The 21,762-nt window shown below is 71.2% G+C and carries 22 protein-coding genes; 9 read left to right on the top strand and 13 right to left on the bottom strand.

Features of this window, described 5'->3' with window-relative positions; all coding sequences use genetic code 11:
* The first annotated feature begins 106 nt into the window (after nucleotides 1–106).
* From ACGHC0_RS23685 to ACGHC0_RS23660, 6 genes are all read left to right on the top strand, one after another.
* A complete protein-coding gene (locus ACGHC0_RS23685) occupies nucleotides 107–493 on the top strand; it encodes a hypothetical protein (protein WP_415266939.1) in 387 nt (128 codons plus the stop codon).
* Nucleotides 494–680: 187 nt separating this feature from the next.
* Nucleotides 681–1,841: a mechanosensitive ion channel family protein gene (locus ACGHC0_RS23680; protein ID WP_368353245.1), complete on the top strand. Its 1,161-nt coding sequence runs from the start codon at nucleotides 681–683 to the stop codon at nucleotides 1,839–1,841.
* On the top strand, nucleotides 1,838–2,308 hold the full coding sequence (locus ACGHC0_RS23675; RefSeq protein ID WP_011797611.1) for a GyrI-like domain-containing protein: 471 nt from the start codon (nucleotides 1,838–1,840) through the stop codon (nucleotides 2,306–2,308). The genes ACGHC0_RS23680 and ACGHC0_RS23675 overlap by 4 nt, the downstream gene beginning before the upstream one ends.
* Before the next feature lie 495 nt (nucleotides 2,309–2,803).
* Nucleotides 2,804–4,174 carry a calcium transporter ChaC gene (locus ACGHC0_RS23670; RefSeq protein ID WP_415266938.1) on the top strand — a complete coding sequence of 457 codons (1,371 nt, stop codon included), beginning with the start codon at nucleotides 2,804–2,806 and terminating at the stop codon, nucleotides 4,172–4,174.
* Between the two features lie 110 nt (nucleotides 4,175–4,284).
* Nucleotides 4,285–5,334 carry a pirin family protein gene (locus ACGHC0_RS23665; protein WP_368353243.1) on the top strand — a complete coding sequence of 350 codons (1,050 nt, stop codon included), beginning with the start codon at nucleotides 4,285–4,287 and terminating at the stop codon, nucleotides 5,332–5,334.
* Between the two features lie 107 nt (nucleotides 5,335–5,441).
* Nucleotides 5,442–5,912, top strand: a complete 471-nt coding sequence (locus ACGHC0_RS23660; protein ID WP_368353242.1) for an FKBP-type peptidyl-prolyl cis-trans isomerase — start codon at nucleotides 5,442–5,444, stop codon at nucleotides 5,910–5,912.
* Nucleotides 5,913–5,918: 6 nt separating this feature from the next.
* Here ACGHC0_RS23660 and ACGHC0_RS23655 read toward each other — a convergent pair whose 3' ends face one another.
* The 6 genes from ACGHC0_RS23655 to ACGHC0_RS23630 form a co-directional block, all read right to left on the bottom strand.
* Complete coding sequence (locus tag ACGHC0_RS23655; RefSeq protein ID WP_415266937.1) at nucleotides 5,919–6,893, bottom strand: spore coat U domain-containing protein; 975 nt, start codon at nucleotides 6,891–6,893, stop codon at nucleotides 5,919–5,921.
* The gene (locus ACGHC0_RS23650) at nucleotides 6,890–9,310 is read right to left on the bottom strand and encodes a fimbria/pilus outer membrane usher protein (protein ID WP_415266936.1); all 2,421 of its coding nucleotides are present in this window, start codon (nucleotides 9,308–9,310) and stop codon (nucleotides 6,890–6,892) included. The genes ACGHC0_RS23655 and ACGHC0_RS23650 overlap by 4 nt, the downstream gene beginning before the upstream one ends.
* On the bottom strand, nucleotides 9,297–10,163 hold the full coding sequence (locus ACGHC0_RS23645; protein ID WP_415266935.1) for a molecular chaperone: 867 nt from the start codon (nucleotides 10,161–10,163) through the stop codon (nucleotides 9,297–9,299). Before ACGHC0_RS23645 ends, ACGHC0_RS23650 begins: the two co-directional genes overlap by 14 nt.
* Nucleotides 10,157–10,744 (bottom strand): spore coat protein U domain-containing protein, encoded by a 588-nt coding sequence (locus ACGHC0_RS23640; protein ID WP_415266934.1) that lies wholly within the window; start codon nucleotides 10,742–10,744, stop codon nucleotides 10,157–10,159. The genes ACGHC0_RS23645 and ACGHC0_RS23640 overlap by 7 nt, the downstream gene beginning before the upstream one ends.
* A gap of 44 nt (nucleotides 10,745–10,788) precedes the next feature.
* Complete coding sequence (locus ACGHC0_RS23635) at nucleotides 10,789–11,406, bottom strand: spore coat U domain-containing protein (RefSeq protein ID WP_368353237.1); 618 nt, start codon at nucleotides 11,404–11,406, stop codon at nucleotides 10,789–10,791.
* Nucleotides 11,407–11,661: 255 nt separating this feature from the next.
* Nucleotides 11,662–12,585 carry a gamma-glutamyl-gamma-aminobutyrate hydrolase family protein gene (locus ACGHC0_RS23630; RefSeq protein ID WP_415266933.1) on the bottom strand — a complete coding sequence of 308 codons (924 nt, stop codon included), beginning with the start codon at nucleotides 12,583–12,585 and terminating at the stop codon, nucleotides 11,662–11,664.
* A gap of 200 nt (nucleotides 12,586–12,785) precedes the next feature.
* On the opposite strand from ACGHC0_RS23630, the gene ACGHC0_RS23625 reads away from it, so the two are divergent.
* Nucleotides 12,786–13,133, top strand: a complete 348-nt coding sequence (locus ACGHC0_RS23625) for an HPF/RaiA family ribosome-associated protein (RefSeq protein WP_415266932.1) — start codon at nucleotides 12,786–12,788, stop codon at nucleotides 13,131–13,133.
* Between the two features lie 71 nt (nucleotides 13,134–13,204).
* Here ACGHC0_RS23625 and ACGHC0_RS23620 read toward each other — a convergent pair whose 3' ends face one another.
* From ACGHC0_RS23620 to ACGHC0_RS23600, 5 genes are all read right to left on the bottom strand, one after another.
* The gene (locus tag ACGHC0_RS23620) at nucleotides 13,205–14,110 is read right to left on the bottom strand and encodes a TIGR03915 family putative DNA repair protein (RefSeq protein ID WP_415266931.1); all 906 of its coding nucleotides are present in this window, start codon (nucleotides 14,108–14,110) and stop codon (nucleotides 13,205–13,207) included.
* Complete coding sequence (locus tag ACGHC0_RS23615) at nucleotides 14,107–15,411, bottom strand: putative DNA modification/repair radical SAM protein (protein ID WP_415266930.1); 1,305 nt, start codon at nucleotides 15,409–15,411, stop codon at nucleotides 14,107–14,109. Before ACGHC0_RS23615 ends, ACGHC0_RS23620 begins: the two co-directional genes overlap by 4 nt.
* A gap of 98 nt (nucleotides 15,412–15,509) precedes the next feature.
* Entirely contained in the window at nucleotides 15,510–16,049 is a 540-nt protein-coding gene (locus ACGHC0_RS23610) for a DUF924 family protein (RefSeq protein WP_415266929.1), read from the bottom strand.
* A 94-nt stretch (nucleotides 16,050–16,143) separates the two neighbouring features.
* The gene (locus tag ACGHC0_RS23605; RefSeq protein WP_415266928.1) at nucleotides 16,144–17,034 is read right to left on the bottom strand and encodes an OmpA family protein; all 891 of its coding nucleotides are present in this window, start codon (nucleotides 17,032–17,034) and stop codon (nucleotides 16,144–16,146) included.
* Nucleotides 17,035–17,075: 41 nt separating this feature from the next.
* Nucleotides 17,076–17,594 (bottom strand): DUF4398 domain-containing protein, encoded by a 519-nt coding sequence (locus tag ACGHC0_RS23600; RefSeq protein ID WP_415266927.1) that lies wholly within the window; start codon nucleotides 17,592–17,594, stop codon nucleotides 17,076–17,078.
* A 360-nt stretch (nucleotides 17,595–17,954) separates the two neighbouring features.
* On the opposite strand from ACGHC0_RS23600, the gene ACGHC0_RS23595 reads away from it, so the two are divergent.
* Nucleotides 17,955–19,133, top strand: coding sequence for a M20 aminoacylase family protein (locus ACGHC0_RS23595; RefSeq protein WP_415268454.1), 1,179 nt, complete (start codon nucleotides 17,955–17,957; stop codon nucleotides 19,131–19,133).
* 9 nt (nucleotides 19,134–19,142) lie between these two features.
* Nucleotides 19,143–20,132, top strand: a complete 990-nt coding sequence (locus ACGHC0_RS23590; protein WP_415266926.1) for a tripartite tricarboxylate transporter substrate-binding protein — start codon at nucleotides 19,143–19,145, stop codon at nucleotides 20,130–20,132.
* A 39-nt stretch (nucleotides 20,133–20,171) separates the two neighbouring features.
* Here ACGHC0_RS23590 and ACGHC0_RS23585 read toward each other — a convergent pair whose 3' ends face one another.
* Both ACGHC0_RS23585 and gap read right to left on the bottom strand, forming a co-directional pair.
* Nucleotides 20,172–20,534 (bottom strand): tRNA-binding protein, encoded by a 363-nt coding sequence (locus tag ACGHC0_RS23585; protein WP_415266925.1) that lies wholly within the window; start codon nucleotides 20,532–20,534, stop codon nucleotides 20,172–20,174.
* Between the two features lie 160 nt (nucleotides 20,535–20,694).
* The gene (gap, locus tag ACGHC0_RS23580) at nucleotides 20,695–21,696 is read right to left on the bottom strand and encodes a type I glyceraldehyde-3-phosphate dehydrogenase (protein WP_415266924.1); all 1,002 of its coding nucleotides are present in this window, start codon (nucleotides 21,694–21,696) and stop codon (nucleotides 20,695–20,697) included.
* Nucleotides 21,697–21,762 lie beyond the last annotated feature (66 nt).

Here is a 21,762-nt window from a genome sequence, read left to right as displayed (position 1 = left end):
GGATGGCTCCAGCCGCTGCTGCGCGGCCCGCCCCGCCGCATGCCGGTTCCGGCTGCTTCCCCGAACGCCCACGGCGCCGCGGCACCACCAGCACAGGACACATGCCATGAAGTCTTCCGCCCCCACCGCCGGCGTCCGCGCTGCCGCTGCCGCGCCCACCGCCGTGCCCTTCACGTTCTATGCGGCCAACGGCCGCGTCTATGCGAGCAATGTGAAGGACAAGCTCATCGACCTGGGCCGCCTGGACCGCGACGGCACCGGCTACGCCTACCAGCTCGATGCCGACGAGAAGATCGCCGCGGGCGGCTTCGAATCGCCCGAACATGCGCTGGCCGCCATCGTGGGTGCGATCACCTTCCTACTCCTCGACGGCCAGTTCACCGCGCTGGCCGACGTGGGCGGCGAGCGGCCCGATCTGATCGACGCTCCGCAGATCCACGTCACCCTGGATGCCCTGGGCAAGGGCGAGCCGGCCATCGCGGCCGATGTCTGAGCCCGCCGCGGAGGCGCCGGCATGGCCGGACCTCCGGGTGCCGGCGCCATCCTGAGCGGGATGGCCGGGCCCTGGCCGCGGGCCGCTGCCGCATTCCCTTTCTTTTCCTTCCATTTTTCTTCCACCGACGCCGCTCCGGCAACTCCCCACCGCGGGAGGCGGAGCGGGCCATCGAGCAAGGAGTTGCATGCTGAACGACACCCCCTCCACCGCCTCCCTCCTGTCCTGGCTCCGCGACGAGACCGTCTGGGGCCTCTCGCTGTCGAGCATCGCGCTGGCCGTTGCCTCGGCGCTGGGCGTGTACCTGGGCATCACGCTGCTGCTGGGCGTGGCGCAGCGGCGCACCCGGCGGCTCGCGGAGGCGCGTGCGGCGCAGGGGCGCGAGGGGGCGGGCAGCGTGGCAGCCGTCGCTGCCGAAGTGCTCGGCGGCACCAGCCACCTGCTGATCCTGCTGGTGGCGCTGCTGGTCGGCGTGGGCATGCTGGACCTGGCGCCGCGCTGGCAGGCGCGCGTGGGGCAGCTCTGGTTCATCGCGCTGGCGCTGCAGATGGCGCTGTGGGGAACGCGCGCCATCGGCATCGCGATCCGGCGCTACGAGGCGCGGCACCTGGGGACGCCGTCGGTGCAGGTGAGCGCCTCGGGAACGCTGATGTCCTGGGGGCTGCGCACCTTGCTGTGGGCCACCATCGTGCTGGCGATGCTCGCCAATCTCGGGGTCAACATCACGGCCTTCGTGGCGAGCCTGGGCGTGGGCGGCATCGCCATCGCGCTGGCCGTGCAGAACGTGCTGGGCGATCTCTTCGCCTCGCTGGCGATCGCCGTGGACAAGCCCTTCGAGGTGGGCGATTTCATCGTGGTGGGCAGCGTGGCGGGCACGGTGCAGCGCATCGGCGTGAAGACCACGCGCATCCGCAGCCTGGGTGGCGAGCAGATCGTGATGTCCAACACCGACCTGCTCAAGCAGACCATCAACAACTACCGCTACCTGCAGGAGCGGCGCATCGTCTTCACCTTCTCCGTGAGCTACGCCACCACCGCGGCGCAGGCCGAGGCCGTGGCCCAGGCGGTGCGGCGCATCATCGAGGCACAGGACAAGGTGCGCTTCGACCGCGCACACCTCAAGGGTTTCGGCGCCAATGCGCTCGAATACGAGGTGGTCTATATCGTGCTGGATGCGGGCTACAACGCCTACATGGACGTGCAGCAGGCCATCAATCTCGCGATCCTGCGCGAGCTGGGTGCGCTGGGCGTGCAGTTCGGCGTGCCCGTGCGCCAGGTGCAGATGGTTCCCCCCGCGCGTGCCGACGTCCCGGAGGCCGGCGGTTCTTCCCAGGAGGTGTCCCCATGATCGAAACCCCCCGCATCGTCCAGATGGAGGCGCAGCCGGCCGCGCTCTGGCCCGTGTCGTGCACGCGCGAGGAAATCCAGCAGGTCATGGGCCGGAGCGTGCGCGCCCTGATGGACGCCCTGGCCGCGCAGGGCGTCTCTCCCGCCGGGCCGCTCTTCACCCACCACCTGCGACGCCCCACGGATACCTTCGAGTTCCACCTCGGCGTGCCCGTGGACAAGCCCGTGGGCCCCGGGCCGGATGGTGGCCTGCAGCCCGGGGAGTGGCCCGCCATGCGCGTGGCGCGCACCGAGTACCGCGGGCGTTACGAAGACCTGCCCCAGGCCTGGGAGACGTTCCATCGGTGGATCGGCGCCCAGGGCGTACGGCCGGCGGAGGATGTGTGGGAGCGCTACCTCACCGGGCCGGAAACCGGCAGCGATCCGGGCGGGTGGCGCACGGAGCTGATCCAGCCGCTGGCGGACTGAAGCGGCCCGGGGGCTGACCCGCATGCCTCCTTATGCGAGGCCTGAGCGGACGGCCGCCCGCATATCCGTTTTTCGAGTTGTCAGCCACATTCAGGAGCGCATGGCACGTGCATGGCTTCGGGTTGCATGTCCTGGCTTCGGCCGGTGATCGGGATTCCATGGAAGGGAACCGCACAGTTTCCTCCATCTTCACGTCTTTTCGCCCCGATCATGGTTTCCTCTCCATCCATCACGCCTCCATCTTCCCCACGTGCCATCACCGTCCCGGCCGGAGACGGGGGGGCGTCGTCGTCCGGCACCTCCGCAACGTCCGGCCGCTCCGGCATGCTGCCCGGGTCCGGCGTACCACGGCGGTCTGTGCCGAGGGCCGCATCGCAGGCATCGGGCGGGCCGCGGCCACGTGCCGCCGTACTGCCGTCGGTGATCGGTGCGGCCGGTCAGGCGGCCGCCGGGGCTCGCCCAGCCCTGTCCGATGCGGCCTGGGAGCGCATCGCCATGCTGCCGCCCGCGCAGCGCCAGCGGCTGAATGCCCGGGAGCGGGAGACGCTGGCGGCCGCGGTGCATGCACTGCGCAGCCACGTCGAGGCCGAAGGGCTGGATTTCATTCCCGTGTTCGGCCACTGGTCGCTGCGCACCGACAACTACCGGGAGCTGGGCAAGGCCAGCCAGGACGAGGTACAGGAAGGCCGTGACACGGTCCCCGCGCGCATCGGCGACTACGGCATGGACTTCGTGGCGAGCACGGAGTACCGGGGCCGGCCGCAACATCCCGGCGCCGTGGCGTCCATCGCGCCGTCCCCTGGCGGGCAGGTGCCCGGCACGCTTTTGAAGCTGCCCTTCGACCGCGCGGAGGAATTGCTCACCGTGCTGCTGACGCGCGAGATCGGCGCGGAGGCGGATCTGCGCGCGCCACCCGATGCGCAGGGCCGGCCCCGCTCCAGCCTCATGTACCAGCCGGCGGTGCGGCCCGTCACGCTGCAGGACGGCAGCACGGTGCATGCACTGCTGTTCGAGACCAACCCCGACGGCGCCAAGTCGTTGCGGCGCGCGTTCGGCGACGAGGCGGGATTGACCGCCGGGCGGCTGGCCTTCTTCATCGCGGGCGAGGGCGGGTTCGTGCGCGATGGCAAGCACTACGGAGGGCCGAGCGCCGACTACTGGAAGGCCGGCATGCAGCGGCTCGAAGCGTCGGGCGACGCGCCCGATCCGCTGCTGGCCGAGGCCTACCGCATCGCCACGTCCAGCCGCTCCGCGGACGGCGGATTGTCGCTGGATGCCATGGTGGGCGCCGCCGTGCCGCGCGGCACGTGGCACGGGCACCAGGGCTGGCTCGGCCGGGCCGAAGCGCGGCTGCCGGCGGTGTATGCGCAGCCGGGCAGCCCGGCCGCCATCGCCGCGCACCAGCAGCACCAGCGGGCGCTGGATACGGCCGTGGCAGCATGGCTGTCGGGCGAGGTCGCCGGCGCGGTCCGGGTGGACGGCGGCGACCTGCGCACGGCCCTGGCACGCGAACTGCCCGCACTGCTGCAGGGGCAGGGGTTCGACCCCTCCGTGTACGCGGCCTCCGCGATGGGCGAGCGCGGATACGGCCGCCATCTGCTATACAGCGAATCGGACGCCCGCAGCGGCATGCAGGGCCTGTTCAGCCTGCAGGTGGCGGCTTTCGACACGCAGCGGCATCCGGAGGCGCTGGCGCATCCGGAGGTGTGCGCGGTGTTCGATGCGGCGGTGGCGAAAGAGGGTACGGCGCTGTGGCCTGAGGACACCGCGGTGGCGGTTTTCCTGCATCGCGATATCGACGGCGTGTCGGGCGGACTGGAGCTTCCGCTGCAGGATCCCTTCGCGGTCCGGCGCCGCCTGCACTGACGGCGCGGCAACGATCGTTCCATCCATGCGCCGGTCCGTTGCACGCACCGGGCCTTGGGACTGCCGCGGACACCCCCACGTGTTCCGGAGCTTTTCTGGAGAATCCACGCATGTCCACCCCCTCCCCCCTGCTCGGCAGCCAGCCCCTGGGCCCGCTCTGGCCCACGCTGGATCCGTTCCTTTTCTGCGCCCACCACGACGATGCCTACCCGCGCGGCAATGGCCGGCTGGGGCCCGACGCGCCGCTCACGGGCCGCCAGATCGGGCAGGATTTCTCGCGCAAGGACGGCTGGAGCATGTACCACGGCGACGAGGTGCCCGGCTTCCCGCCCCATCCGCACCGCGGCTTCGAGACCGTGACCATCGTGCGCACCGGCCTCATCGACCATGCCGACTCGCTGGGCGCTGCCGCCCGCTTCGGACAGGGCGACGTGCAGTGGCTGACCGCGGGCCAGGGCATCGTGCATTCCGAAATGTTCCCGCTGCTGGACGCGCAGCAGCCCAACCCGCTCGAACTGTTCCAGATCTGGCTCAACCTGCCCGCGGCGGACAAGATGGTGCCGCCGCACTTCACCATGTTCTGGGCTGGAGACATCCCGCGCCTGGTGTCCACCGACGATGCCGGGCGCCGCACCGAACTGACCGTGATCGCCGGGCGGGTGCCCGGAGCGGATGCCGAGCCGCTCGCGCCGCCCCCGCATTCCTGGGCCGCGCGCGATGCCTCGGACGTGGCGATCTGGACGCTGCGGCTCGCGCCCGGTGCGCGCTACACCCTGCCCGCCGCGGCGGGGGAAGGCACGCGGCGCATGCTCTACCACTTCGCGGGCGAGGGCGTGCGCGTGGCCGGCGAGGCCGTGGGCCATGCCGCGCTGGAGTTGCGCGCAGGCGCCGCGGTGGAACTGGTGAACGGCAGCGCTGAACAGGCCGCTGAATTCCTGCTGCTGCAGGGCCGCCCCCTGGGTGAGCCCGTGGTGCAGTACGGCCCCTTCGTGATGAACTCCGAGTCGCAGATCCACCAGGCGCTGGCGGACTACCGCCGCACGCAGTTCGGTGGCTGGCCCTGGGGCGATGGCGCGCCCGTGCACGGTCCGCAGCCGCGCCGCTTCGCGCGGCGGCCGGGCGAGCCCGCCGACGAAGTGCCCGAGGCGATCGCGTCCTGATCCCGCACCGGGCGCGGGGCCGGCGGCGTGTGCTGCCGGCCGGCGATGCGGGACAATCGGCGCACGTTTTTTCTTCCGACTCCACCGTACCGCCAGCCCCTGCCGCCATGAATATCTCCAAGGACACCGCCGTCACCCTGAGCTACAAGATCACCAGCCCCGAGGGCAAGCCGCTGGATTCGGGCCACGTGGCCTACCTGCACGGCGGCTACGAGAACCTGTTCCCGAAGGTCGAGGCGGCGCTGGACGGCCAGGCCCCCGGCTTCGTCACCACCGTCGAGCTGGCGGTGGCGGACGCCTTCGGCGAGCGCGACGAGAGCCTGGTGCGCACCATCCCCAAAACCGAATTCCCGCCCGGCGTGAAAGTGGGCGGCCAGCTGCGTGGCGTCGGCGACGACGGCCAGCCGCAGCTCTTCAATGTGGTGAAGATCAAGGGCCCGGTCGTGCACCTGGACGGCAACCATCCCCTGGCGGGCCAGGCCCTGCGTTTTTCTTGCAAGGTGACCGAAGTGCGGCCCGCCACGGCCGATGAGGTCGCCCACCGCCACGTGCATGGCGGGCACGGCCACCACCACTGAGACGGTTCAGTACTCCACGTCCACCACCACGTTGTCCTGGTACACCCCGGGTGGCGGCGGTGTCTGGTCGCCGTAGATGCGCGCCGTGTAGGGCAGCACGATGGGCGTGGTGCCGTCCGTGATGGCCGTTCCGGCCGTGCGCGTGCCCGCGGCCGTGCCCCAGAGGCTGCCGTCCGCCCGGAACAGGTCGTAGGCCAGCCGGTTCGCGCCGCTGGCCATCTGCCTGCGGCCGGCCGACGGATAGGTGCCCGGGCCGAGCCCCACGGTCACGGAGAGCCCGCGCGTGCAGACCACCGAGACATTGCCGGACACCGCCGGGAAAGCCGCCGGCAGGGGGGCGGAGCCGAACTGCACGTTCGGCGCGGACAGGGTGCAGTCGTTCGTGACCACCAGCTGCACGGTCAGCAGGCGGTTCACGTTGCCATTGCGCGGCGTGCCCACGCAGAGGCCGCCCACGCCGAGCAGGCCTTCGCAGATGTTGGCGTAGGTCCAGTTCACGGTGACGGTGTCCGTATAGGTGCCGGCCGGCACGTTCGTGCCCACCGCGGTGGCGATGCGCAGCGGCAGCGACGCCGTGTTGTTGCTCAGCAGCGCTACCAGGTTCGCGCCGTTCGCATTGATCACCAGCAGGCCCTGCGTGTAGCTGGTGCCCGCAAGGTCGGTGATCTGGTAAGGGATGGCCGGCTTCGCTCCGTCCTTGAGCGTGAGCCCGGTCGTGGGGCTGACGAATTTCGCCTGCACCGTCGGCGTGCCCAGCGTGGACAGCACGATGCCGCCGCACCCCAGCGTGAACTGCGCCGTGGTGGTGACGGCGGGGCCGGAGAGCACGCGCTGCGAGGGCACCGTGCCGAGATTGCCGCCGGTTTCGCTGTTCACGCAATCGGCCGATGCCGTGCGGCAGAGGGCGGCCAGCACGCCTGCGGCCGCCAGCGGCAGGGCGGTGCCCCGCGGCTGCCGTGCCGGGCGTGCAGCGCCGGTCACAGTGCCTCCCCAGCGGCATTGGCTGCGGAAGGCGGTGCTCCGCCCTCGCGGCAGACCACGCGCAGGTCGCGTTGCGCCGCGTGCTCCGCGGCATCGAACGCGGCCCGGCATTCCCGCCCGTCGGGCGTGCGGGCCGCGAGTGTGTTGCGCGTCTGCAGCGCGGTCAGATAGACCACGCCGTCCCACCCCACCACCGTGGGCACCTGTCCCTGCTCGTGCACGACGGCGCTGCCCGGCGGCAACGGCATGCCATCCGCGTCCACCAGCGTCAGGGTGGCCGTGCGCATGCGCAGCACCGGCATGCGCACCAGCGTGCCCGTGCCCCGTGCCACGGCCACCCGGCGTTCCAGTGCGGGCGTGTGCACATCCGGCGGAAGCGACAGCGGATCGATCGCGTAGCGCGCGGGATAGTAGGCCGGAACATTGGGAACCAGCAGGTAGCCCTGCCCGTCTGTGCGTCCCGCGGGCTGGTGGTTGACCGTGATCGGCACGCCGGGCGCACCGTCCGTCGATACGAGCGCGAAGCCGTCCGTGACGCGGTTGGCGGCGAACACGTAGCCATCCATGGCGCCCAGCGACCCGGAGGCGCCCGCCCAGTGCGTGGTGTCTGCGGCCGCGCCGAAGAGGCCGCCCTGCACCATGCCATACCGACCCTGGTATTGCGCGCTCGCGAGGCGGTAGTTGCCGCCCGTGCCACCGGCAGGGCCGCCGCCGCGCGTCTGGCCGATGCGCCAGCCGAAGCCGCCGTCGCTCGGCAGGCTGCGCTGCAGCCCCAGTTCTCCCTGCGTCCGCCCGCCGGTATGCGCCGCGGCGGCCTGCGCCGTCAGCAGCGGGTCGAGCAGGTAGGTCAGCTGGGCGCGGACCTGGGTTTCCCCGGTCTCGACGGTGCGGCCCGCCGTCAGCGAGAAGAAGGCGTCGCGCCCGAGGGGCGTGCTGTAGCTGGCATAGGCGAGCCGGCTGCGCTCCGTGCCCGCGTCGCGCAGATCGACCCATCCCGCGCCCAGCGACGCGGAACCGACCACCAGGCTCGCATTCACCTGCCGACTGAGGCGGGATGGCTGCAGGCTGCCGCCGTAGTCCGCGGCATCTCCGAAACCGTGCAGGCGCCGCGTTTCCAGCAGCGAGATCCCGCCGCGCGGCGTGTTGTACTGGTAGCCCGCACTCCATTGCCAGCCGCCGCTGCGGTCCGGGAGCGCGGTGTCGCCGGGCACCGCGCGGCCGTAGGTGAGCGAGGCGTTGAACACGCCCAGGGTGCCCCAGCGCACGAGCCCGCCCGCGCCCAGCACGCCCAGGCCACGGGCGGCCTGGGCCTGGGCCTCGACCGTGACCGCGTCGGTCACGCCGCGCCGCAGCACGCCCGCGGCCAGCGGCCGGCCGTAGGCGAAGCTGCGCAGGCCGTAGCCGCGCCGCAGTGCCCCGACCGAAACCGAATAGTCGGTCCACCCCGGGCGCAGCAGCTGGCTGCTCACGTAGAACGGCACGGACGTCACCACCTGGCGGCCCAGGGCATCGGTGGTGACCACGGACGCCATGCCGGCGCCATTCACGGCCGGCAATTCACCCAGCGTGAACGGGCCGGGCTGCACGGTGTGCCGGCTCGCGCGGAAGCCATTGACGAAGACATCCACCGCCGACGGCACGGTTGCCTGCCCGGCGAACTCGGGCATCGGATACGTCACCAGATCGGGCCGCGCGGCGAAGTTGCGCGCCCATTGCACTCCGCCCAGGCGCACGGGCGTGGTCCAGGGCAGCGCGCCGGTGATCAGGTCCCCCGCCGTCCAGGCCGTGGCGCTGCCCGCATCGATATCTGTCCAGGCGGTGTCGTAGCGCAGGTAGCCGTTGCCGCTGCCGCCGTCCACGCGGCGCAGCACGCCCGTGTGGGAGACCACCCCGTGCAGGCCGAAAAAGCGCTGCTCCGACCACAGCGAGGCGGCCGTGCGGCCCTGGGTGCGCGTGGCGTAGAACTCGTAGTTCATCAGCAGTCCGGTGCCCCGGGAGAGGGCCACATCCTCCGGCGATTCCCCGGCCAGCCGCTGCATCGGCAGCCATTGCGCCGGCACGTCGATGCGCAGGCGCTGCGCGAGGCTGTCGTAGGCCACGGAGACGCCCGGCAGCGTGTCCACGGCCACGGGCATGCCGTCGGGCTGGTCGGTCTGCACGTGCAGGCGCCGCAGCGTGGCCGCATCGATCTCGAAATGCGATCCGCGCTGGCGGACCGCCACGAGCCCGTCCCCGGGCCGGCCGTTCACTTCCACCTCCAGGTAGAGGGCGGTGGCCTCCGTGGACGCGCCCGTGGCGGCTGGCGGCGGCGGAAGGTCGCCTGCAGACAGCCATTGGGGCAGGCAGGCCAGCAGTGCCGCCAGCCTGCGGGCATGCGCCGGGGCAGGGCGGTGGCCCGCGGTGTCATGGCTCGGCACGGGGAAGGGACGCCTCGCGTCCGTTGATGGTGGCAAGCAGTTCCGGCTTCGCGGGCGGTGGCTGGTCCAGCACCCAGCGCCGCTGGCTGTGCGGCAGCACGTAGCCGAGCAGACCTGGCGTGACGACCGGCCCGTCCCGGCCCGGGGCCTGCCAGCGCACGGCCGTGAGCCGCGCATGGCCGGCCCCCGTGTTGTGGACCACGAGGTGCTGCCTGCCGTCCGGGCTCCGGTCCACGCTCCAGCGCAGGGCCGGCTCCAGCGTGTCGCCGGGGGCCAGGGAGGACAGCAGGTCCGCGTGGGTGGCGGGCATGCGCGGCCCCAGCGTGCCGGGGGCATAGACGAACAGCGGGATCGCGTAGCGGATCTGCAGCCGCACGCCGAACTGGGCGGGAGGCGCAGCCCGCGAGGCGCCCTGCATGGCTCCCGGGCCGGCGGGGGGCGCCGGCAATTCGTCGAGCAGCACCCGGAAGGCCTGTTCCTGCCCGGGCGGTACGGGCTGGGTCGCGATGAGCCGCACCATCTGCCGCGCACCCGGAGGAATCTGGCTGATGGGCGGGCTCGCCACCACGGCCTGCTGTTGCGTGAAGCGGTCGTCGCCCTCTTCCTGGCGCCAGGCGAACACCCTGGCCTGCATGGCCACCGGCTCGGTCCCCCGGTTCTCCACCCAGAGCGCGACGGCCCGCTGCTCGCCCGCGATGACGGGATCCACTGGCCAGATCATCAGCGGGGCCGCCGCGTGCGCCGTTCCCTGAAAGGCGGGCAGCAGTGCCCAAGCCAGCGCCGTGGCCGCCAGCCGCAGGCAGGCCCTGCGGTCCGGGCCGCGCAGGGGGGACGGCGGACCGGTACCTACCATGACAGCGTCACCTGTACCGTATCGGTATAGACGCCTGCCGGCAGGCCGAATCCGGGGAACGTGGCCGTGCCCTGGAGCGGCAGGGCGGCGGCACTGCTGCCGAGCGTGAGGCCGGCGGGCACGTTCGGGACGAGCGCCGTGGCGGGGGCCGTGGCCAGTGCCAGCGCGTAGGGCACATAGGCGCCCGCATTGTTGGAGAGCCTGCGCTGGCTGCCCTGCGCGTTCTGCCCGGCGTCCGCCGCCACCTGCACGGCCGTGCCCGGGGTGCACTGGATCAGTGCCTGCCCGCCGGCACCGGAGCCGGCGAGCCGCGTCTCGCTGCCGGTGCGCACGGCGGAGTGCGTGCCGAAGTCGATCGTGCCGAAATTCACGCCCGTGACCTGCCCCGGAGCGCCCGATACCAGGCAGCCGCGCACGATGGCTGCGTTCACCGTCAGGGTGGCCGTGGTCGGTATCGTGGCGGGTACCGCGGGCAGCGGCAGCAGCGTGACGAGGCACAGCAGCGGAGCGGCCGAAGGCCGCGCTGCCGGCCGGCCGGCAGCCCGCCCGCACCACGCCGCGACGCGGATGGCATGTGGCATCGAAAGATCTCCCTCGCCGCCGGAGGCCCCGGCGATCCTCTGTTTCAGAAGGTCAGCGTGACCTGCAGCTGGTCGGTATAAAGGCCCGCCGGGAGCGCCACCGCATTGGTCTTGTTCACCAGGCCATAGATCGGCAGGGTGAACGGATTGCCGGCCGACGGCACGGCGATGCCCGTGACGGCCGTCGCCGCCGTATAGGGCACCGTGTGGCCCGGATCGCGGTACACGTCGTACGGAAGGAAGGCACTGCCGTTGGACATCGCGCGCGTGCCCGTGCCGATGCCTGCGCCTTGACCGGCATGCGTGCCGCCGTCGATGGTGATGCTGAACGCGGTGATCTCGGGCGAGCACACGATCTGCGTGGCGCCCGCGCCGCCTTCGCCGCCACTGGCCGTGGCGGTGGCCGTGCCCACGAAGGTCGCGGGCCGGGAGCCGAAGTCCAGCGTGCCGAAATCCGCGCCCGATACAGTTCCCGGACCGCCGTTGATCACGCAGCCGGAGGTGAGCATCATGCGCGCGCCGAGCACGCCGGACAGGGTGGCGGCACCGAGTGGCGCGGCGCCTGCGGCCAGCGCCAACACGCCTGCGGCTGCCAGGGTGCGGGCCTTGCGCCCGGCAACCTGGCCCCGCCGTGGTGCCGAATGGGTGGATGTCGCTTTCATCGCTTTCTCCTCCACAGAAAAAACCGGTGCGGAAGCTGCGGTCGGTACCGCTCGCCGCCGTCCGTGGCGTTTTTGCCCTGCCCCTCAAAAGCAGCTTCCTGCGGGAAGCCCGGGTGGATCAAGCCACCTCTGTCATGCTGTTGTACAACATGTTAAGAGCGATGGGAATGCCTGCGTATAGGTGGAATTCCAGAGAAAGCGCTGGCCGCAGCCATCGGCCTGCGCTACGGCCGAGCTGCATCCGCCCGGTCGCGGCTAGCGTCGCAGCAGGGCCTGGCGCAGCAGCCGGGCCGCGCGGTCGCGGATACGGAACGGGCTGTGACCGGGCGCAGGCCGCGATTTCGCGCGGATGCAGGCCGCCAGGAAGTCATGCAGGATGGGCGCGTCGTCCATGGTCTGCGAAGCGCCCGGCTTGAAGAATTCCGGATGCCACTGCGTCGCGGCGATGTAGCCGCGCCCGGAGTGGGCGTTGCGGCGGATCGCCTCGGGCACACCGTCGGGATGGCTCCAGGCCTCGATCTCGAAGCCGGGCGCCAGGTCCTTGATACCCTGGTGGTGGATGCTGTTGACCACCATGCGCGGCTGCTGCGGATACAGCTGCGACAGCCGCGTGCCGGGCACGATCTCCACCTCGTGGAAGTGCTGGTCGTAGGTGACCGCGTTGCGGTGCTGCTGGGCACCCGGGTGCTGGGTCTCGATGTCCTGGTAGAGCGTGCCGCCGAAGGCCACGTTGATGAGCTGCAGCCCCCGGCACACGCCGAAGATGGGCTTGCCCGCCTGCTCGAAGGCCTCCACCACGGCCAGGTCGTACAGGTCGCGGATGCGGTCGCCGAGCCAGGCATCCTTCAGCGGCACCTCGCCATAGCTGCCGGGCCACACATCGGCGCCGCCATGCATCACGACACCGTCCAGCCATTCGGCGTAGTGGGCCAGGGTCACGTCGCCCCGGGCCGTTTCGCCCGTCGGGCAGGGCACCATGACGACCATCGCGCCGGCCGACATGATCCAGTGCGCGATGGATTGTTCGACGTACTGCAGCGTCTTGTTGGTGAACAGCGACCGGGCAGGGTCGGCGTGCGAGAAGCAGGCCGACAGCCCGATCTTGAGCCGCTGGGCGGCCGGGAGTGCCGTGGCACGCCGCGCGGGTGGCGTGCCGCGGAAGGGGGGGGCATCAAGCATGGGGAATTTTTAGCCCATCCCGCGCGGCTCTGCTGTAGGAACCCGCCGCCCGCTCGCCAGGGCCTCGAGCCCTTCGTGCCCTGTTGCGTGTTCCGTCACCTTTGGAAGCACAGCCGTGGCGGTCAGCTCTTGCATTTTCGGCAGCCGCCGCGACTCTCGGGGTAACAGCACTTTCTTTCGTTCCCACCGAGGAGGCATCCATGCAAGTACAGGTCCAGCACGACGAACACATCCAGGGCGGCGAGTCGCTCGTCCAGTGGGTCCAGTCCGAGACCGCCAGCCGGCTGGCGCGCTTTCGCGACCACCTGACCCGGGTGGAAGTGCACCTGTCGGACCTTGATGCCGGCAAGTCCGGCGGAGGCGACAAGCGCTGCGTGGCCGAGGCGCGCCTCGCCGGCCGGCAGCCGATCGCCGTGAACGCCGACGCCGACAAGGTCGCCGACGCCTTCATGGCGGCCGTGGAAAAGCTGGCCCGCGCCATTGATACCGACCTGGGCCGGCTGAAGGACAAGAACGGCCGCGAAACCATCCGCACCGTCGCTGAGTAAGGCCGGCCGGGCCGGCCACGTCCACCGGCGCTCTGTGCCCGGGCGTTGGCCCCCGGCTGTGTGGCTGTGTATCAGGCGCCGCGCCTGGCGCGGCCCTGCGCGATGCGCCGGCGCGGCACCGTGCCCGGCGCTTCGACCATCCGCCCGCTGCGCTCGGCCGCACCCTGCGCCAGTTCGCCGATCAGCGCGGCCTCCGGCAGATTCTTCCAGTAGCGCACCGGCATCTCGCGCCGCATCATGTCCAGCTTGAGGCGCGCGGGGTTGAAGGTGTGCCGGTAGTAGGTCAGCCACAGGGCTTCGCCGGCATCGGGAGGCGGCGCATCCGCGCGCGTGGCGCCCGGTCCGGTCTGCAGCGTGGCGCCGTCCCAGTGCAGGCTGCACTCGGGCGTGAGCAGCGCCCAGCGCATCTGCGTGAAGCGCTGCACGAAGAAGGTGGCATTGGCCTGCGCGATGAAATGGTCCGGCTCGAACCAGGCCATGTGCAGCGGGCCCGCACCGCCATCGTCCACCGGGCGGAAGCGCACGAAGGCCCGCATCTTGTGCATGTCCCGGCGCACCGCGGCGGCCATGCGCTGCACGCGCGCGATGTCCGCGTCCAGCGGGTCGTGGCGCAGCGCAGGCTCGTGCGACATGCGCCAGAGTGCGCGGTAGAGCAGGGCGAAGCGGGCCGGATCGCGGTGCAGGCAGGCGCTCTCGCACAGCGCGACGAAGGCCCGCGGCACATGCACGGGCGTGCCGGCCGGTCCCCCTGCGCCTTCCGGACCGGGTGGTGGCGCGGCGCCATGCGCTCCGCCGGCTGCGTGCCGGGCTTCGGCAGCGCCGAAGAGATCGCCTTCCACCGCACCGGCGACCTGCCAGGCCACCTGTTCCGGCGCCATCCCGGCATGCAGGCAGGCGCGCGCGCCCGCCCGGAAGCCCTGCCAGTCGCCAGGGTGCTGCAGGACGACGGTGCGGTGCGCGGTGCTGCCGGTGGTCATGCGAACAGGCGGGCTTGCGACGGCTGCGGCGACAGCCAGGCGCGCAGGCGTGCCGGGTCGCGCAGCCGGTCTGCCGGGCGGTGGTCGGCCACGCAGACGAAGGGCAGCACGCGGGACAGGGGCACGTGCAGCCGGCCCAGGTCGGCATGGCCCAGCCGGCGCACGCGGCGGGCGGCCAGCAGGCGCTCCACCGTGCGCACGCCCAGGCCGGGCACGCGCAGCAGCCGCTCGCGCGCCGCGGTGTTCAGGTCCACGGGGAAATGCTCCGGGTGCGCCACGGCCCAGGCGAGCTTGGGGTCCATGTCCAGCGACAGCATGCCGTCCGTGCCGTCGCCGCGCGGCGCGGGCGGGACGATCTCGTCGTGGGTGAACCCGTAGAACCGCATGAGCCAGTCGGCCTGGTAGAGCCGGTGCTCGCGCACCAGCGGCGGCGCGGCCAGGGGCAGGGCGCGCGGGGCGTCGGGAATGGGGCTGAAGGCGGAGTAGTACACGCGGCGCAGGCCGAACCCTCCGTAGAGCCGTGCGCTCGTGGCCAGGATGGTACGGTCGTCCGCGCCGTCCGCGCCCACGATCATCTGCGTGCTCTGCCCGCCCGGCGCGAAGCGCGGCGCCTCGGCCCGCCGGGCGCGGCCGGGCAGGGAGACGATGCGCTCCGTGCCGGCGCGCGGCCCCTGCTGCTGCGCCCGTGCCTGCCGGGCTTCGTCGATGTGCACCGCGAGCCGGCCCATGGAGCGCTGGATGGCGGTGCCGTCCTTCTCGGGCGCCAGGGCCGCGAGGCCCTGTTCGGTGGGCAGCTCGATGTTGATGCTCAGCCGGTCCGCGTAGCGGCCCGCGCGCTCCAGCAGCTCGGGGGCGGCGTCCGGAATCGTCTTGAGGTGGATGTAGCCGCGGAAGTCGTGGTCCTCGCGCAGCGCCCGGGCCACTTCGACCACCCGCTCCATGGTGTAGTCGGGGTTCTGGATGATGCCGCTGGAGAGGAACAGCCCTTCGATGCAGTTGCGCCGGTAGAAGTCCAGCGTGAGATCCACCACCTCCTGCACCGAGAAGCGGGCGCGGGGCACGTTGCTGCTGACGCGGTTCACGCAATAGAGGCAGTCGTACTGGCAGTAATTGGTGAGCAGGATCTTGAGCAGCGAGATGCACCGCCCATCGGGCGCATAGCTGTGGCAGATGCCCATGCCCTCGGTCGATCCGATGCCCTTGCCGCCCACGGAGTTGCGCGCCGACGTGCCGCTGGAGGCGCACGATGCGTCGTATTTGGCGGCGTCTGCGAGGATGGCGAGCTTGGATAAGGTGGACACTGTATTAATTTACAGTGTCTGCAACCCGGAATGCCCAAAGTCCATGCGGAGGGCACGCCTTTATCCCGGTGGTCCCGTTGGTGCGCGGGGCCGGAGCGTCAGAAGGAACTGCCTGGCTGCTGCAGGAACAGCGCCTCCTCCGCCGTGGTCTGGCGGCCCAGCACTGCATTGCGGTGCGGGAACCGGCCGAAGCGGTCCACGATCGCCTGGTGCTGCAGCGCGTAGTCCAGGTTGTTCGGCTGCCCCAGCGCGGTGAAGAGCCGCACGGATTCTGCCTGGATGCGCGCCGACTCGCTGTGCATGAACGGCATGTACAGGAATGCGCGCCGGGGCGGTGGCAGTTCGGCGTCCAGGCCCTGCGCGATGGCCTCCTGCGCGAGCACCAGGGCCATGCCGTCCTGGGCGAACGAAGCCGCCTGCCCGCGCAGCAGGTTGCGCGAGAACTGGTCGAGCACGATCACCTCGGCCAGCCGCCCCGCGGCATCCGTGCGCCATTCCCACGTCTCGCCCAGCGACGCCTGGCGGTGCAAGGTTGCGAAGCGCTCGCGGATGGCCGCATCGAAGGCGTCGTCCTTGCGGAACCATTGCTCGGGGGTGGTGGTTTCGAACCAGAAATGCAGGACGTCTTGGGCGGTCATGGGGTGCAGTATCGGGCAGCGCCGCGCCGCGCGAAAAAAAGCCCTGCCGGCGCGGACGTACCGACAGGGCGGTGAGGGCTGGACAGGGCCGGGATCAACGGCCCCGGAGATTGCCCTTGTCGTCCGCGATGACGATTTCCACGCGCCGGTTCATGGCTCGGCCCTCGGGCGAACTGTTGTCGGCCACCGGGTAGGTCTTGCCGTATCCGCGGGCGGTGATGCGGTCCGGCGCGACGCCGCGCTGCACCAGCGCGCTCTGCACGGCCTGCGCACGACGCTCCGACAGGCTCTGGTTGTAGGCGTCGCCGCCCACGCTGTCGGTATGGCCTTCGATGATGAGCTTGCGGTCCGGGAACTGGCGCAGGAAGTTCGCCAGCTTGTCCAGCCGCGGCCCGGCCTGGGCGGACAGTTCGGCCTTGTTGAAGGCGAACAGCACGTCGCCCAGCGTCACCAGCAGGCCGCGCTCGGTCTGCTGCGCCTCGATGTCGCGCAGTTGCGCTTCCAGCGCACGGACGCGGGCGGCATTGTCGGCGGCACGCTGTTCGGCGCTGGCGGCCTGCAGTTGTGCCTGCTGGGCGCTGCGGGCATTCGCCTCGGCCTGCATGCGGGCCCGGTCGGCTTCGCTGGTCAGGCGCAGGCGCTCGGCATCGGTGCCCGCCTTCTTGATGTCGGCGTCCAGTACCCGCGAGCGGGCCACGTTGGAGGCGATGTCGGCGCGCTGCGTGGCGAGATAGGCAAGGTGGTTGGCCTCGGCTGCGTCGTTCTTGTCGCTCCAGACGCGGTCCGCGCGGGCCAGCGTGTCGGTGGCCGCCTTCAGTTCCAGCGGGGCGTTCTGCACGACGGCCGGGTCATTGGCCGCGCGGTTGACGGCGATGCGGGCGGTTTCGACCGAATCGAGCGGGGCGCGCGTCGCGCAGGCGGCCAGGAGGCCTGCGGTAACGAGCGCAGCGGCGAGGGCGGTGGATCGGCGGAGGGTATTGCGCATGGTGTGGTTCTCCCTGTCGGGTTCGTTCGTTCGGTCGGGGCTCAGCGGGCGGGGACCGGGTTGGGGGGCACCGGCATGCCGGGCACGGCGGTCGGGTTGGCGGCCGGCCGGGGCTGTACTGCGGGTGCCGGCATGGGCGCGGGCATCGGGGCAGGCACGACGGCGGCACCGGGGGCGACCGCGGGGGCGGGATCGCGCCGGGTGATTTCCGACTGGAGCGACTGGATGCTGGTGCGCACCTGCTGCAGCGTGGCGGCGTTGTTGGCGGCTTCGGCCTTGGTCTCCGCGACGCGGGCATCCGCTTCGGCCTCTGCTGCGTAGCGGCGGGCCATGTCGTACTGCTTGTCGGCCATGGCCTTCTCCGCGGCCGCCAGCTTGTCGCGGGCCCGCTGCAGTTCCACGGGCGCGTTGGCCGTGACCTGCGGCTCGCCGGCAACGCGGTTGACCGTCGTGCGGGTCACCGCCATCTGGTCGGTGGGGGGTGGCGTGGACGAGCATGCCGCAAGCGCTCCCAGAGCCAGAACGGCCGTGGCGGTGCGAAGAAGGGTGGCAGTCTGCATGGCGGAACTCCTTTGATTGGGGGCGAATACCGGAGGCGATGAGCGCGACGGTAAGGAAGGTTTCCGATTGTTGGCAGCCGCACCCGCCGGCCGCGTAGGTGCAGCGCAGGAGGCGCCGTGGGCCGTTTCTTACGGTGGCGACCGCCGCTGGACATCGGAAAACGCTTTTGCTTATGCGATCTCCGCAGTTGGCCGGACGCTCGTGTCTTTCCAGAATCGGTGGTTTTTTCCCCGACGACACTTCGTCCCTGCATTGCCGGTCCGGCGCACCGCACGCACGCAGCCGGTGCTTCGCATGGCGCGTGTCGCGGACCGGAGACGCCCGCCTTGCCCACCCCCCTCGATGAAAGCCTTGCCGACATGGCCCCGTTCGTGGCCCTGCGGCGCGATTTGCACGCCCATCCCGAACTGGGCTTCGAAGAACACCGCACCGCGGCCATCGTGGCCGCGCGGCTGCGCGAATGGGGTGCCGACGAAGTGCACGAGGGCATCGCGGGCACCGGAGTGGTGGGGGTGCTGCGCGGCAGGCAATCGGGCACGCGCACCATCGGGCTGCGCGCCGACATGGACGCGCTGCCGCTCGACGAGGAGAACCGCTTTCCCCATCGCTCGCTGCATGCCGGGCGCATGCATGCCTGCGGACACGACGGCCACACCACCATGCTGCTGGCGGCGGCCTGGCACCTGGCCCGCACGCGCGATTTCGCGGGAACGGTGCATCTGATTTTCCAGCCGGCCGAGGAGATGGGCAAGGCCGGCGCGCGCCGCATGATCGAGGAAGGGCTCTTCGAGCGCTTTCCGTGCGATGCCGTCTTCGCGCTGCACAACTTCGCGCTCGAGCGCGTGGGCGCCTTCGCGCTCAACGGCGGCGCGCTCATGGCATCCAGCAACACCTGGCGTGTCACCCTCGCGGGGCGCGGTGCCCATGCCTCCCAGCCGCACGCCGGCATCGACCCGGTGGCCGCCACCATCGACCTCGCGCAGCAATTGCAGACGCTGGTGGCGCGGCACGTGGACGGCCGCGACCGGGCGCTGCTCGCGGTCACGCAGATCCAGGGTTCCGATGCCCCCAATGTCATTCCCGACACGGCCTGGGTCGGCGGCACGGTGCGCACCTTTTCTCTCGATGCGCTCGACCGCATCGAGACCGCGCTGCGGCGCCAGGCGGAGCACACGGCGCTGGCGCACGGCTGCACGGCCGACGTGCGCTTCACGCGCGCCTCGCCGCCGCTCGTCAACCACCCGGCAGAAGCAGCCTTCGCCGCGGACGTGATGCGCGAGATCGCGGGACCGGACGCGGTGGACGACGCCTTCCCGCCCGTGCTCGCCGCCGAGGACTTCGCCCACATGCTGCGGGTGCGCCCCGGCTGCTACGCCTTCATCGGCAACGGTCCTGGCGAGCACCGCCTGCCGGGACACGGCGACGGGCCATGCCTGATCCACAACCGATCGTTCGATTTCAACGACGGCATCCTCGCCACCGGCGCCCGCTACTTCGTGCGGCTGGCCGAACGGTGGCTCCACCCCGACCGGACCTGACCTGAAGCCATGGCCTTTTCCTCCTCCTCCTTTCCTTCGCGACGCCGCTGCCTGCTGGCCGCCGCGGCCGCCACCGCCGTGCTGGCGGCCCTGTCTGGCACCGCGCATGCCGAGCGCGTGATCCGCATCGTCGTGCCCTTCGGCGCCGGCGCCACGCAGGACACCGTGGCCCGCACCTTCAGCAACGAACTGGGCCAGGCGCTTGGCGCCACCGTGGTCGTGGACAACCGCGCGGGCGCGGGCGGCACGGTGGGCGCGGCCCAGGTCGCCCGCGCCGCGCCGGACGGCAATACCCTGGTGCTCGCGGCCGCGAGCCACCACCTGGCCAGCCATCTCTATGCCCGGCTGCCCTACGACCCGGTGAAGGACTTCGTGGGCGTATCGTTCCTGGGCCGCACTGGCTATGTGGTGGGGGTGCCGGCATCCTCGGGCATCACCTCCATCGCGGACCTGATCGCGAAAGCCCGGGCGCAGCCCGGCGTACTGAACTACGCATCGGCCGGCAACGGCAGCGCGTCGCACCTCGCCACCGCATCGCTGGCGGCGCAGGCGGGCGTGCAGCTGCAGCACATCCCGTTCAAGTCCACGGGCGACGCCACCACCGAACTGCTGGCCGGCCGCGTGCAGGTGGTGACAGGCGCGACCATCGGCATGCTGCCCCTGCGCAGCGATCCGCGCGTGAAGCTGCTGGCCTATTCCGGTACGGCCCGCTCGCGCTTCCTGCCCGATCTGCCCACGGTGGCCGAGTCCGGCCTGCCGGGTTACGCGTTCGATTCCTGGCTCGGCCTGCTGGCGCCGGCCGGCACGCTGCCTGCCGAGGTGGAGCGCATCAACGCCGCCGTGCGCAAGGTGCTGGCCGACCCGGTGGTGCAGGAGCGTCTGGCGCGCGTGGGCGTGGAGGCCGGCACGCTGACTGCGGCCGAATTCCAGCAGCTGCTCCGGGACGACGCCGCGGCCGCCGGGCGGATCGTGCAGGCGGCGGGCGTGCGCATCGAGTAGGAGCGGCCCAGTGCCCGCTGCGCTGCCGCGGCGGCCCGTTCAGAACAGCCGCGCGCCCAGGGGCACTTCCTGTGCGGGCGTGCACAGCACGACATGGCCGTCGGCATCGGGAAAGCCGGTGACCAGGCACTCCGACCGGATCGGGCCGATCTGCTTGGGCGGGAAGTTCAGCACCGCCACGACCTGCCGGCCGACCAGTGTCTCGGGTGTGTAGAGCGCCGTGATCTGGGCGCTCGATTTGCGCACGCCCAGCGCGGGGCCGAAATCGACATGCAGGATGTAGGCCGGCTTGCGGGCCTGGGGGAAGGGCTCCGCGGCCACGATGCGGCCGGCGCGCAGCTCCACCCGGGCAAAGTCGTCCCAGGTGATCGGAGGCAGGGGGGCGTCGGTGGGTTCGGTCATGCCGGCATGGTGCCCGACCCGCCGCGCCCGAAATGTCGCGCAACGCCTGTGCTGCGGTCGCTGGCTGCCGCACGCGCAAAAAAAGCCAGAACCGGCAGGCGGTCCTGGCTTCGTCATCGCCCCGTGGAGACCACCGGCGGGCGGGATGCGGATGGGCGGCTTACTTGCCCGCGACCACGCGCACCATTTCCAGGCACTTGTTGGAGTAGCCCCACTCGTTGTCGTACCAGGAGACGACCTTCACGAAGGTGCCGTCCAGCGCGATGCCGGCATCCGCGTCGAAAATGGAGGTGCGGGCGTCGCCGCGGAAGTCGGTGGCCACCACCTTGTCTTCCGTGTAGCCCAGCACGCCCTTCAGGGCGCCTTCGGACTGGGCCTTCATCTCGGCCTTGATCTCTTCGTACGTGGCGGCCTTCTCCAGCTCCACCGTCAGGTCCACCACCGACACGTCGGAGGTGGGCACGCGGAAGGACATGCCGGTCAGCTTCTTGTTCAGCGCGGGGATCACCACGCCCACGGCCTTGGCTGCGCCGGTGGAGGAGGGGATGATGTTCTCCAGGATGCCGCGGCCACCGCGCCAGTCCTTGTTGGAGGGGCCGTCCACCGTCTTCTGCGTGGCCGTGGCGGCGTGCACCGTGGTCATCAGGCCGCGCTTGATGCCCCACTTGTCGTTGAGCACCTTGGCCACGGGGGCCAGGCAGTTGGTGGTGCACGAGGCGTTGGAGATGATGGCCTGGCCGGCGTACGTTTCGTGGTTCACGCCATAGACGAACATCGGCGTGTCGTCCTTGGAAGGCGCCGACAGCACGACCTTCTTCGCGCCCGCGTCCAGGTGCTTCTGGGCCGTCGTCTTGTCGAGGAACAGGCCGGTGGACTCGATCACCACCTCGGCGCCGATTTCGCCCCACTTCAGGTTGGCCGGGTCGCGTTCCTGCGTCAGGCGGATCTTCTTGCCGTTCACCACCAGCGTGTTGCCCTCGACCGACACGGTGCCCTCGAAGCGGCCGTGCACCGAGTCGTACTGCAGCATGTAGGCCAGGTAGTCGGGCTCCAGCAGGTCGTTGATGCCCACGACTTCGATGTCGCTGAAGTTCTGCACGGCCGAGCGCAGCACGTTGCGGCCGATGCGGCCGAAGCCGTTGATACCGATCTTGATGGTCATGGTTTGTCTCTCCAAGGTTGCAAAGTCGAAAACTGGGGACTGCCACGCCACGCCCGCTGCGGGCAG

The sequence above is a fragment of the Acidovorax sacchari genome, from assembly GCF_042847045.1.
In the GTDB taxonomy this organism is placed as follows: Bacteria; Pseudomonadota; Gammaproteobacteria; order Burkholderiales; family Burkholderiaceae_C; genus Paracidovorax; species Paracidovorax sacchari.
The sequence above is the reverse complement of the archived record's forward strand: the minus strand, read 5'-3'. Positions and strand labels throughout refer to the sequence as shown.